Source organism: Paenibacillus sp. FSL L8-0436 (genome assembly GCF_038593025.1).
Classification (GTDB): domain Bacteria; phylum Bacillota; class Bacilli; order Paenibacillales; family Paenibacillaceae; genus Paenibacillus_AQ.
This window is the reverse complement of sequence record NZ_CP151955.1, coordinates 2002239-2015442: the sequence shown is the minus strand read 5'-3', so window position 1 is coordinate 2015442 and position 13204 is coordinate 2002239. Positions and strand designations below refer to the sequence as shown.

Genomic DNA, 13204 nt, shown 5'->3' with positions numbered 1-13204 from the left:
AATTTTAATGCCCTTGCGGGCACAATGTGTTATGAAAATAGGCTTGAGGTTTAACCGACAAGCATCCTGTACATACCAGATACTAAGCAGGACAGGTGAAGTCGGTAAACTTATTGTGTGTACGACCTCGACTCCTAAATTGAAATACGGCCGTCTTCGAGTACAATGTATTGTTGCCCCGAGCACCTCCATCAAATTTCACTGGATCGGACGGCCCGTAGCCCTGCCAAGAAAGGATGTTTTGTTTTGGATGCTATTCGTCAATGCTGTGCCGGCCTGGATGTTCATCAAGCCACGATTGTCGCCTGTCTTCTCAAAGGACCTTTAGACACCAAACCCACCAAACAGATTCGCGAATTCCCTACCGTCCTCTCCGGTCTTCTCTCCCTCGCCGATTGGCTGGAGCACGAAGGCTGCACCGACGTCGCGATGGAAAGTACCGGGGTCTTTTGGAAACCCGTCTTCAATGTCCTTCAAGATTCCTGTTCCTTGACCGTCGCCAATGCGGCTCATGTCAAGAATATCAAGGGACGCAAGACCGACGTCAAGGATGCGGAGTGGCTGGCCCAGCTTCATCGCTGCGATCTCATTCGCAGCAGCTTTGTGCCGCCTCAAGAGATCCGCAACCTCCGTGATTTGACCCGTTACCGCAAAAAACTCAAAGGCCACGAGGCTTCCGAACGCAATCGCATTCACAAGGTACTTGAGGATGCTAATATCAAACTCTCCAGTTTTGTCTCCGACCTCTTTGGTGTTTCGGGTCGCCTTATGCTTCAAGCCATTGTCAATGGCGAGGTCCTCGAACCTGACGTGATCGCCGACTTGGCTAAAGGCAAGCTTCGCGCCAAACTTCCGGAGTTGACCGCCGCCTTGAACGGGCGCGTTACCAAGCACCACCGCCAAATGATTTCCCATTCCTTGAAGCATCTGGCCTTTCTGGAATCCTCTATTGCTGAACTGGAGGCTGAGATGGACATCGCCTTTGCTCCTCATCTCCCGAAGCTTCAGCTCCTTCAGAGCGTTCCCGGTCTCGGTCCCCATACCGCCAAGATTCTCGTCGCAGAACTCGGGATCGATATGTCTGTGTTCCCGTCCGCTGCCCATCTTGCTTCCTGGGCCGGACTCAGTCCAGGCAGTAACGAAAGCGCCGGTAAAAAAAAAGTTCGGCTACCCTCAAAGGCAACTCCGCACTTCGCAGCGCACTCGTCGAAGCCGCTTGGGCCGCCAGTAAAACCCGAACGTTTTTAGGGGCAAAGTTCTGGGCCCTCGCCCGCAGGCGGGGTAAACCCAAAGCCATTGTTGCCCTCGCTCATAAATTACTCGTCATCGCCTATCACATCTTGAGAACGAATGATCCTTACCGGGAGCTTGGTACCGACTATTTACTTGGGCGAAATGCGATTTCTTCCGAAGATCGTTTAATCCGCCAACTGCAACGACTCGGGTACACCGTTCAGAAGCCGGGGCCCTCCCTATAGCCCTTTTTAAAAGGAGCTTTTTAAGCCTCCCGGGCATCCTATTGCCTTTTTTAGCGGTCACCTCGCAAGGGAGCGATTCGTTTGGACAAGAACCCGTAAAAGTCACTTCGTCTGTCCGCGTTATTTTCCCATCAAAGTTTTGTTAGCATTTGCTTCGGAACGGAATGATCCACGCACACAAAAAACACCCGTCCCGCAAAGGGACGAGTGATTGCACCCGTGGTTCCACCCAAATTCGATTCCTCCCGGCTAACTACCTTAAATTAAAAGCAGCCATTTACGGGATTACATCCTTCGTCAGCATGGGAATAACGGCCATGAACCGGCGGTTCTTACTGTCCCTCAGCGGCTGTCTTCAACAAGCAGCATTCGGGAGTTCATAACCGCAGCTACAAAGGGGTAAATCGGAAGCCGGATACCGGAGGAACTTGCAGCCTTGTTTCCTCTCTCTGAAGCGGTCCTGAGCTAACGGTCCATGTCTTTGTCGGAGCTGATAACGTGAATTATGGAGTAATTATAAATCTGTCCTCATCTTCCGTCAAGCCTGCAGCCTGCCCGAAATTCCGCAAGCTATATTATTCTTCCCGGCGTTTACTTCCCGGCAAGCGGCCCGAACGCTTCAAAGACTCACGCAGCAGGTACTCTATATGTCCGTTTACGCTGCGGAATTCCTCTGCCGCCCAGCGTTCCAGCGCCTCATGGAGCTCAGGATCGATCCGCAGCGGAAAGCTTTTTTTGGCCGCCATGATGAACCGCCTCTAGTACAACGAGCCGGCGTTAATGACCGGACTCGCTCCGCGCTCCGACACAATCGCTACCATCAGATTGTTGATCATCGCCGCTTTGCGCTCTTCATCAAGCTCAACGACTCCGCTTTCTTTAAGCTGGCGGATGGCCAAATCGACCATTCCAACTGCGCCTTCCACTATAATCTGGCGGGCAGACAGAATAGCGGATGCCTGTTGGCGCTGGAGCATCGTGCTGGCAATCTCCGTAGAATAGGCCAGATGAGTCAGCCGGGCTTCAATGACCTCTACACCGGATAAGGACAATCTCTCCTGCAGTTCGGTTGCCAGCTCCTTGGCAATTTCATCCGCATTGGCACGCAGTGACATTCCTGATTCGTTGAAATTGTCATAGGGATACCTGCTTGCTACATGCCGCAGAGCCGTCTCACTCTGGATTTCCACAAAAGCCATATATTTATCTACATCAAACAACGCCTTGGCCGAATTGATCACTTTAAACACAATAACAGCGGCAATCTCGATCGGATTGCCTTCCACATCATTCACCTTCAGCTTGACGCTGTTGAAGTTGCGTACGCGAAGCGATACCGTCTTACGAATGCTGAACGGGATAACCGCCCATAAACCGCTGCTTGAAATGGTTCCGACATATTGTCCGAAGAAGGTCACTACCACTGACTTGTTAGGCTGAACTACTGTAATACTCGTACACAGCACAGCAGCTAGAGCGAACAGGATGAGCGGTACCGCCACATACTCCTGAGACGCACCGTAAATGCCTCCGCCTAAACAAATGACAATTAAAGCGACAACCCAAAAACCGCTGACCGGGCGCAATGTTTTCTCTTTCATAAAGATACCTCCATAAGATATGTATTTGATATGATTATGATATCACTTTTGGTTGTATATGTAAATCCTTTTTCTCACCTACTTTTTTTATCCCCCAAAAATATCACTGCGTTATTGCTCATATTTTCCTATACTACTAATCTATATAGAATGAACTTAAAAACTACACAAAAGGGCAAGTCGCGGAGGGGAATTTTGGAACTGTAGGAGCGATAGCCACCGCCTGAAAGCTTTCCATAGGAAAGCTCGCTTCGGAAGCATAACCAGTCATGGATTTCCACCGCATCAAGCGGGTTAAATCAAGAAATCCTTACGACAACAGCGGCTGGAAGTCCAAATATTCACCGTAGCTACGTCCTCGGCTAATGGGAAAATCTTAAATTCAATCTATCTATCAAAGCTAATGTGATACACAAAAATCAAACGAGGAAGTGGAAGACATGAGTGTTAAAGAACAGGTATTGGATATTATCAAAGCTTCGCCGAACCCGCTTAGCGCAGGTGAAGTGGAAAAGCTGTCGGGACTGGAACGCAAAGCCATTGACAAAGCCTTCACCGAGCTGAAGAAAGAAAATGCGATTGTTTCCCCTATCCGCTGCAAGTGGGAAGCTGCAGCGAAGTAATCCCTGAGCAGCCGCAGCGGTCAGCGGGTTGCAGAGATCAACTTTCTCCCGGATATCCTCTTAATGAACTTGGCACAAGTGGAAACGACTTCGCCGTTCTCAAAAGGACGGTATCCGTTTCAGCGAGAAATAGAAGGATAATTTATAGTGTGAACATATAAATTCTTATATTTTAAAAAAAGATGTTCCGCTGCTCTCTAAGAGAGCCGGCGGAACATCCGGGTAAAAGCTGAAATTAAGATGCTTTATTCTCCAGCATGCGGTAGATGATCACCGCTGCCTGAGCACGGTTCGCATTTGATTTAGGTGCAAACTTGGCGTCATCCATCCCATTCAGAATTCCAAGCTCTGTCAGCTGTGCAACAGCTTCCTGGGCATAGGAGGCAATGGAGGACTTATCGGCGAACTTTGCCAAAACCGCAGTCTTATCTACGGAAGGCAGCTGCTCTTTAAGCGCACCCGCAATCATAATCGCCATTTCCTGGCGGGTAATTACACGTCCCGGCTCAAAGCGGTTATCTCCGGAGCCTTTTACAAGACCGGCATTCACCGCAATGGAGATCGGCTCAGAATACCAGGTTCCTTGCTTAACATCCTTGAACGTTGCACTTCCTGGCGTGCTAAGGTTCAGTGAACGAACAAGCATGGTTACAAATTCTGCTCTGGTTACCGTTTTCGCCGGAGCAAAAGTGTTGCCGTCCAGGCCTTTGACAATGCCTTTGGCGGCCAAAGCACTGATCGCTTCCTGTGCCCAGGCTACCTTGCCCAGATCCTTAAATACAGGAACCGCTGTTGCACTCGGCACCGGCGTTGCGCTAGGCGCTGAAGTTCCCGCCGGCGCAGGTGTTGCGCTAGGAGACGGGCTTGGTGATGTGGTTGGAGAAGGCTTTGGTGTTGCTGACGGTAATGTACCGCCTCCCCCTGTGCTAGGAGCCGTAAGATTATTGACGATACGTCCTTCAAGCGCCGCAGTAATGGCACCGCCCTTGAATGTCTTCACAACGTAGTCATAGAACACGTCGAGGTCAATAGGTCCCGGCAAAGTTGCGCTTGCCTTCGTTAATACGCTGTAATTGTCACCGCCTGCAGCCATGAAATTGTTGACTACTGCCGTATAGCTCTGAGTCATGCTGATCGCGGTTCCGTCAGCCTTGGTAAGATTGGCCACACGGTCAGCAACCGGCAGGTACATGTTGGCCGTATATTTCAGACCGGAAATCTGCAGTGTTTTTGTATCTACCGTTCCATCGGCTTTAACGTTCCACTGCTGCTGAAGCAGCGTTTTGATTTGTTCGCCGGTCAGGGTCAGCTTCACCAGCGTGTTGCCGAACGGCTGGATTTTGGCCAAATCGCCAAATGCCACATTCCCCTTTGGAAGGTCAGCGCGGATGCCGCCCGGATTCATAAAGGCGAAATCAGCAGCCCCTTTGCCGTCACCGAAATCGGCTTGGCGCATCGCATCGGCAATCAGGTTGCCGAGATTGGATTCCTTGGTGTAGGCATCGTTGCGGTTAATCGTTCCGTCTGTAGTGCCTACAGGCTGAGTCAGCTCCGGATGAAGCGCCAGATACTTATTCACCAGTGCCTCAGTCTCGGCATCAGGTGTGATATTTTCCTGGAATGTGGTCGTAACTACAGCCGTTTTGCTCTTCACATCACGGGTAGTAGAATCAATGACAAGCTTGATGTCTTCAAAAGCGGTGCCGTAAGAGTAAGCCTGAACAACCAGCTTGCCGTTCACAACCCCATTGGCCAGCGCATGGTTATCTCCGGCTACGATAACGTCTACCGGCGAGTTGGCCGGAAGCGCGTTGGCCAGATCGGCAGCTTCGCCTGTGGTCACATCATTTTTAGTTGTAGCGGGATCATGGGCAAGTACAATGATCGTTTCCACGCCTTTTTGCTGCAATTCCTTGGCGTATTTCTCAATCGCCGCAACTTCTTCCTCAGCGGACAGGAATTTCACGCCAGCCGTTCCGGCAGGGGATACTTTGCTTGGCGTCGCTTTGGTAACCACACCGATAAAGCCGATTTGGATACCGGCAACTTCCTTAATAACATAAGGCGTGATGATCGGTTCTCCGGTTTTGCTGTCTACTGCATTAGCATTGATGTAATCAAAATCCGAACCCGCATGATTAACTTTGCTGTTAACCGGGTCCACACCGCCGAAAATTTGTGTTTTCAGCGCTGCAACACCCTGATCGAACTCATGGTTGCCCAAGGTTCCCACATCAAATTTCATCAGGTTCATCCATTCGTGGGTCGGCTCGTCGCGTTCAAGCGAGGATACCGGTGCAGATGCACCCACGGAGTCACCGTTATGGAACAACAGAGAATTCGGATATTTCGCGCGTGCCTCTTTCAAATAGGTGGCGAGCACAGCTGCAGTACCTGCCTTTTTATCGCCCACCATAGAAGTTGTATCCAATTGGCCGTGGAAGTCATTGATTCCGAGAAGATGAACCTCGACATCCCCGGTAGGCGGAGGAGTGGTTTCCTTCAATTTCAAATTGTAGATTTCAAAATCACGTCCGTCACGCTCACCGGTATCCGTAATGTTCCCGGTCATCACTGCTGCTGCAGCTGGTGAAGAGGTAAAGGTAACGTTGACATTCCCCTTGATCGGAGCAATGGACCAGTTGTTGTCAGCGGTTGGATCAATTGTACCGGCAGTGGTGATGTAATCCATCAGCACCTGACGGTTCTCTTCCTGGGAATTCAGGATCATGACCGAGTCCTTCACACCTGGGAAGTTGCCGCCGCCGCTGGCACGGTAGTTATTCGTTACGACTACGAAATTCTGATTCATGTCCAGCGGCTGATCGTTGTAGGTCACTTCCGTCACCCGGCTGGAAGTTGCGTCATTGATAGACCCGTCCGGCTTGTACTTTGCGTTCTTGGTCACATCAATTTGATATTTAATTCCGTCAATTACATCGAAATTATATACGGCAAAAGAAGGATTAAGCAAAGACTGCGGCGTCGAAATGCCTGTTTTGATACGGTTGAAGGCACCGGCGCTCATTTCAAGCCATTCTTTGACTGTGCTGCCTTTAACCAGAATTGCTTTCAGCGTATTGTCATAGAGATAGAGGTCGCTGGCGCTGCGGATCGTCAAATCGCCTTTATCAATTTTGGTGTATTCGTCAGGGCCATTTCGTCCCGCTTTGAAAGGAGCCCCGACACTGAGAATTGGCAGATCCTTGTATTCAGGTGCGCTGGTGGCGATGTAATTCTCCACGTACCATTTTTGCGCATAGGTTACGATCTGTACTGTCGGATCATCCTGTACCATAGCGAAGTAGCTGTTCATCGGAGCCGTAGTTTCGCCCAGCTTCTGGCCGGTGTACGCGATTGTAGCTTCATGGTCGGCTGCAACCGCCGCATCCACTTCGGCATCCGGAGCAACAGTTGCGATGTTCACTTTGTTTTCTGTGCGGTAGATCGAACGTGTGGAGGATTCCGAGTTGGCTTTATCCACCTTCCAGCCGCTGTCTCCGTCTTTGACAACCGAGAGATCGATGATGCCCAGGTATGCACCGCCGTAGCCGGCTTGTACAGCAGGAACATTATTGATGTGTCCCTTTGCATTGTCGATGACCGCTTTGTCGTTATTGTACGGCAGCTTGGTCACGGGATCTTTAAAAGAAGCATCCAGCAGGGTGTCATTCCCGTTGGTCGGGAATACCTTGTGGCTGTGGGAGAAGGTGATGGCGTCGATACCCGGCACTTTGCTCAGCGCATTGACGTCATTTTCGGAAAGATCACCCTTCACGGCAGATGCATCAAACCCGGTATGTGCCATCGCCACGATTACATCTGCGCCCGCTTGCTCCATTTGGGGAACAAACTTCTCTGCGGTTTCGGCAATATCCTTGGTGATATATTTGCCTTCCAGATTCACTTTGTCCCATTCCATAATTTGCGGTGTTACCAGTCCAAGGAGTCCCACCTTGATCGTCTGCGTCTGGCCGCTGCTGTCAGTAACTGTCTTAGGAATGATGATATAAGGCTTATAGGCATTGACGTCATCTGCAGGATCCGCATTATGGTCGTCAATATAAATGTTTGCATTCACATATTTAAAATCAGCATTCGTAGCTTCGCTATCTTCCTTGCTTCCATTAACTACCCGATCCAAATACTCCAATCCGTAGTTGAATTCATGGTTGCCGAAGGTTGCTGCGTCATAGCCCATCACGTTCATGGCTGCGATCAGCGGATGAATTTTGCCCGCCTTTGTCATAATGTCCGATTTGGTTGCCATATAAGTGCCAAGCGGTGTGCCTTGAATCAAATCACCGTTGTCGAGCAAAAGATTGTTCGGGTTTTCTTGTCTGGCTGTTTTGACCAATGTTGCCGTACGGTCCAGACCTACCGTCAAGGATTTATTATTCTTGAAATAGTCCCAGCCATAGACATTTGTATGCACGTCCGTTGTGCTCATGAGCCGCAGTTTAACTGTGGCCGAAGAGTCTGCAGCAGCACCTGCGGCTTCAACCTTTTCCGCTCCCAAAACTGAACCTGCAAACATCCCCCCCAACACTTGCGCACCAAGAACCGTGGCCGCCAGTATTGAAGCGATAGGCTTGTTCCATCTTGTTACTTTCATAAGTTAATAATCCTCCCACTTTGTATCTTTATACCGACCGCAAAAAGTGTATCATGACAAAGTTAAGGAATCTGTCGAAGTTTATCAAATCTAATAAGTAGTTTTGTAAAACTTGAAATATTAGTAGATTCGACATAGCCGCTGGTTAGTTATTACCACGCAGGCACACAAGCAAAAAGCACCCGCCCGTGAATTGCCAAGTACACGGACAGGTGCTCTAACGCATTGATATGAAGGTATATTAAACTTAGAATATCGGCGGAGCTTCCTAGTTCTGCATCACAAAATCATTGTCGATCTTCGCATTGGCATCCTCGAACGTCCGCAGGATATCGTAGCGTGTGTTGCGCTGCGCCGGGATCTTGCCCGCTTCACGGATGAGCTGGGTGATCGACTCGATGTTGACCTTGTAGGTCGCACCCGCCGAGGAAACCACGTTCTCTTCAATCATTGTACTGCCGAAATCATTGCATCCGTATTGCAGGGACAACTTGCCAACCTCAGGACCCATCGTTACCCAGGAGGATTGGAAGTTCTTGATATTATCCAGCACAAGCCGGCTGATGGCTACCGTCTTCAGGTATTCCTCCGGCGTCTGTCTGTCCAGCTTCAGGTTGGTGTTGTCCGGCTGGAATGTCCAGGAGATGAAGGCAAGGAACCCTTCGGAGTCATATTTATTGGCGATACACTCATCTTGAGCTTCACGCACACGTAGCATATGAAGCGCGCGCTCTTCCATACTCTCTCCCAGGCCAATAACCATCGTTGCGGTCGTGTTCATGCCGATTTTATGTGCGGTCTGCATGACGTCCATCCATTCACGCCAGGAGCCTTTCAGCCGGCTGATCTTGCGGCGGGTACGGTCGTCAAGAATTTCCGCTCCACCGCCTGGCAGCGAATCTAGTCCTGCGGCATGAATCTCCCGCACTACCTCTTCCAGAGAAAGGCCGGACACTTCCTTCATCTTCATAATCTCCGCCGGGGAGAAGGAATGCATCGTAATTTCCGGGAAACGCTGCTTAATGCCACGCAGCAGATCCGTATAGTAGCTGAACGGCAGATTCGGATTTGTGCCGCCCTGCATGAGGATTTCCGTACCGTTTACGGCTATGGTTTCGGCAATTTTTTGATAGATGGTCTCATCCGGAAGCACATAGCCCTCCTCGGATCCGGGTCTGCGGTAAAATGCGCAGAAACGGCAGTATACATCGCACACATTGGTGTAGTTAATATTGCGGCCGATCACGAATGTGGCCAGCGGGTCCGGGTGCCAGCGTTTCATAATAATATCTGCGGCAGCGCCCATTTTCTCAATTTCGTTGCTCTCGAACAACCGGATAGTGTCCTCCAATTGAAGACGTTCGCCCTTCAGCGTCTTATCCAGAATAAGATCTATCGCACTCATCGTTCGCAGCCTCCTCTTAAGCCCATTTAGTATGATGGATGAATTAAATTTGTATAACATTTGAATAAGCTCGTTTCTTCATCGTATCACAATCCGGGCAGCTTGAGAAACTTTTTGCGTACACGCGATTCCTCAGCCGAGGCAAAATCCTCCCTCAAAGTAGGGCATGGACTTCGCAGCTTCATCTGGAAGTTTGCTGGCGCTCCTAAGGTGTTCAATCTCTCATTCCGCCATTTAGCGGGCATACGGTGAATTCAAACGCACTTTTACCGCTTATGCCGCTACATTGCCCACATACGCCAAATTCAGAGGCACTTCTACCTTTCACTCCACTTTTTACATTTTTTACTTCTACATACAATCAGGACCACCCGTCCAACGGGTGGTTTGCTCTAGGGGTATAACCCCTCGTTGCCAAACTGCGCCTAAAGACGCTAGCCTGACCACACATTTGTTCAGGCTCAGTGTAATTTGTCATCTTCACTTACCCGTTAAACGGGCTTATTTCTTTTTGTTCCTTTTGTCACTGAATGGATCTTCGTATTCTTTTACACTCAATTTGTCTATGGCTTGGTCATGTGCTTCTTGTTCACGGATGTATTTGGCTACCGTGGCTTCATTTAAACCCACCGTGCTCACGTAGTATCCTTCCGCCCAAAATTTTCGATTCCCATACTTATACTTTAGTCCAGCGTGCTTCTCAAAGATCATGAGCGAACTTTTTCCCTTCAGATATCCCATGAACGTGGACACGGCGATCTTCGGCGGTATCGCGACCAACAGGTGCACGTGATCTGGCATCATGTGTCCCTCTATGAACTCGACTCCTTTGTATTTACATAAACGCTTGAAGATTTCGATTAAATCTTTCCTTACTTGATTATATATTTCTTTCCGTCTATACTTCGGGGTGAACACGATATGGTATTTGCACATCCACTTCTATAGCTCTTGTTTGCCATCTTTGACCATTCCTTTCCATTGAGCCTGAACATCTCAATTCTATCGGAATGGTCTTGGTGGTCAAACCCTCGTTCCCTCCACCCGCATAGCGGGTGGTTTTTTGTTTCGCGCGTTTCACGCACTCAACTGGCTAAAGCCATAATAAAACAGCAGCGCCATAAAGCGGCGCTGCTGCCTATATCCTTTATCATTTGCCTGCGAGAACCTGGTCCAGATCAGTGATAGGGTCTTCGACCGGCTCGCTTTCCGGTCGATTTCCCCGCCGAAATGAAGCAGTTGGACAGCGGATTTTAACGATTTTTCATTATCGCTCATCCCTGTTGTTTCCTTAATTCGCAGCTTCCTCAAGCTCGCTCCGCGCTGCTTCCAGCGCCTGGCTGAGATCGCCCTTCAGATCATTCACATGCTCTATTCCGACGGAGAAGCGCAGCAGGCGGTCATCCACGCCTACGGCATCGCGAATTTCGACCGGAATGTCGGCATGGGTCTGCACCGCCGGATAGGTCATCAGCGACTCGACACCGCCCAGGCTTTCAGCGAAGGCGATCAGGCGGATATGGCGGAGCAGCGGCTCCACATATCTTGCGTCTTTTACCTTAAAGGAGAAGATCCCGGTGTTGCCCGAGGACTGGCGGTTCTGAATCTCGTAGCCCGGGTGATCAGGCAACCCCGGATGGAATACCTCTGCAATAGCCGGGTGCTCCAGCAGATAATGAGCTAATTCCAGCGCATTGCTCTCATGCCGCTCCATACGCAGGGCCAGCGTCTTCATGCCTTTCATCAGCTGGTAGCTGTCATTTGGTGCAAGCACGGCACCCAGAGAGTTATGCAGAATGGCCATTTCTGCTGACAGCTCGGTGCCTTTGGTAACGATAAGACCCGCAAGGACATCATTATGGCCACCCAGATATTTGGTGGCACTGTGGACAATAATATCCGCCCCGAGCTCCAGCGGACGCTGGAAGAACGGGGTAAGCAGCGTATTGTCTACGATTGTGAGCAGCCCATGGCGGCGGGCCCACGTACACACGGCTGATACATCCGTAATCATCATCAGCGGATTGGTCGGGGTTTCAATAAATACAGCCTTCGTATTCGGAAGGCGTGCCGCTTCCAGCGCATCAAGATCGTTTGTATCCACATAGGAGGCGGTGATCCCGTACTTGGACAGAATCCGCTCCAGCAGCCGGTATGTGCCCCCGTACAGATCCAGCGAGACCACCAGATGGTCCCCATGCCCGAACAGCGCAAACACTGTGGTCAGCGCAGCCATCCCGGAGCTGCAGGCAAAACCGGCATCCCCGGATTCCAGCTCCGCAGCCGCCTCTTCCAGCACGGAGCGGGTTGGGCTTTTGGTGCGGCTGTAGTCAAAACCTGTGCTTTGTCCGAGTCTAGGGTGGCGGAATGCCGTTGCATTATAAATCGGATAATTTACTGCCCCTGTACCGGGATCTTCCTGTGAGCCAATTTGCGCCAGTCTGCTTTCAATCCTAAGTTTCTCGTCCATCTGTAAGCCTCCTAAATGTGGTGTAATCATTTCTATATAGTGTGAAGCAGCTAACGTCTTCTCTTTTAAATTATTGGACCAATATCGTAAGGGGTCTCCTGGTATACATAGTAATTGAGCCAATTGGCAAACAATAAGTTGGCATGGGCCCGCCAGACGGCCGGCGGTGTGCGCTGCGGATCATCCTTAGGATAGTAATGCTTCGGCAGTGCGACATCCATCCCCTTGGCTGCATCCCGGTCATACTCCCATTTGAGGGAAAAAGGATCATATTCAGAATGACCGGTAACGAAAATCTGTCTGCCGTCATGTGTCGCTACCAGATAAATTCCGGCTTCCTCCGATTCGGCCAGAATCTGCAGATCCGGATTAGCGAGGATATCCTCACGGGAAATGTCGGTATGACGGGAATGTGGAACATGGAACACTTCGTCAAATCCGCGCAGCAGCTTGACGTTATTATGGCTCACGGTGTGCGGGAAAACTCCGAAGCATTTCTCGTCCAAGCTAACCTTACGCACTCCAAAGTGGTGATACAATCCTGCCTGGGCAGCCCAACAGATATGCATGGTCGAAGTAACGTTGTGTTTGCTCCATTCAAAGATTTCTTTCAGCTCTTCCCAGTAGTTCACATCCTCGAACTCCATCTGTTCTACCGGGGCGCCTGTAACAATTAATCCATCCAGACGGCGGTGGCTGATTTCGTCAAAGGTTTTATAAAAGCTCTTCAAGTGCTCTGCCGAAGTGTTCTTGGAGGTATGGGAGCTGGGATGCAGCAGAATCACATCAACCTGAAGCGGCGAGTTTCCGATTAGGCGCAGCAGCTGCGTTTCCGTTGTTTCCTTAGTCGGCATTAAATTCAGAATAGCGATTCTCAAGGGGCGGATGTCCTGGTGGAAGGCCTGGCTTTCATCCATTACAAAGATATTCTCCCCGGATAATACCTCTTTGGCCGGCAAGCTGTCGGGAATTTTAATTGGCATTGTTGTGTCCACTCCTTAACTGAATTTGA

Annotated in this window: 10 protein-coding genes; 2 read left to right on the top strand and 8 right to left on the bottom strand. The window is 50.1% G+C overall.

All coding sequences use genetic code 11. From position 1 onward, the window contains the following. The first annotated feature begins 246 nt into the window (after positions 1-246). On the top strand, positions 247-1248 hold the full coding sequence (locus NSS79_RS09135; RefSeq protein ID WP_340899475.1) for an IS110 family transposase: 1002 nt from the start codon (positions 247-249) through the stop codon (positions 1246-1248). Positions 1249-2053: 805 nt separating this feature from the next. Here NSS79_RS09135 and NSS79_RS09130 read toward each other — a convergent pair. Together NSS79_RS09130 and NSS79_RS09125 are read right to left on the bottom strand one after the other, a co-directional pair. Beyond that, entirely contained in the window at positions 2054-2224 is a 171-nt protein-coding gene (locus tag NSS79_RS09130; RefSeq protein WP_038588362.1) for a toxin-antitoxin system HicB family antitoxin, read from the bottom strand. Positions 2225-2236: 12 nt separating this feature from the next. Continuing rightward, the gene (locus tag NSS79_RS09125; protein WP_342439103.1) at positions 2237-3079 is read right to left on the bottom strand and encodes an SPFH domain-containing protein; all 843 of its coding nucleotides are present in this window, start codon (positions 3077-3079) and stop codon (positions 2237-2239) included. Between the two features lie 440 nt (positions 3080-3519). On the opposite strand from NSS79_RS09125, the gene NSS79_RS09120 reads away from it, so the two are divergent. Continuing rightward, entirely contained in the window at positions 3520-3702 is a 183-nt protein-coding gene (locus tag NSS79_RS09120) for a hypothetical protein (protein ID WP_038588359.1), read from the top strand. A 235-nt stretch (positions 3703-3937) separates the two neighbouring features. Here NSS79_RS09120 and NSS79_RS09115 read toward each other — a convergent pair whose 3' ends face one another. The 6 genes from NSS79_RS09115 to metA all read right to left on the bottom strand — a co-directional run bounded on the left by NSS79_RS09115 (position 3938) and on the right by metA (position 13175). Continuing rightward, positions 3938-8317: a bifunctional 2',3'-cyclic-nucleotide 2'-phosphodiesterase/3'-nucleotidase gene (locus tag NSS79_RS09115; RefSeq protein WP_342439102.1), complete on the bottom strand. Its 4380-nt coding sequence runs from the start codon at positions 8315-8317 to the stop codon at positions 3938-3940. 268 nt (positions 8318-8585) lie between these two features. Beyond that, positions 8586-9722, bottom strand: coding sequence for a cyclic dehypoxanthinyl futalosine synthase (mqnC, locus tag NSS79_RS09110; protein ID WP_342439101.1), 1137 nt, complete (start codon positions 9720-9722; stop codon positions 8586-8588). Positions 9723-10223: 501 nt separating this feature from the next. Further along, positions 10224-10658 carry an IS200/IS605 family transposase gene (gene tnpA, locus NSS79_RS09105; protein WP_342437301.1) on the bottom strand — a complete coding sequence of 145 codons (435 nt, stop codon included), beginning with the start codon at positions 10656-10658 and terminating at the stop codon, positions 10224-10226. 141 nt (positions 10659-10799) lie between these two features. Then, positions 10800-11000, bottom strand: a complete 201-nt coding sequence (locus NSS79_RS09100; protein WP_342439100.1) for a hypothetical protein — start codon at positions 10998-11000, stop codon at positions 10800-10802. A 13-nt stretch (positions 11001-11013) separates the two neighbouring features. Beyond that, positions 11014-12192 (bottom strand): aminotransferase class I/II-fold pyridoxal phosphate-dependent enzyme, encoded by a 1179-nt coding sequence (locus NSS79_RS09095; RefSeq protein WP_342439099.1) that lies wholly within the window; start codon positions 12190-12192, stop codon positions 11014-11016. Between the two features lie 65 nt (positions 12193-12257). Continuing rightward, complete coding sequence (gene metA, locus NSS79_RS09090) at positions 12258-13175, bottom strand: homoserine O-succinyltransferase (RefSeq protein WP_342439098.1); 918 nt, start codon at positions 13173-13175, stop codon at positions 12258-12260. Positions 13176-13204: the final 29 nt, after the last annotated feature.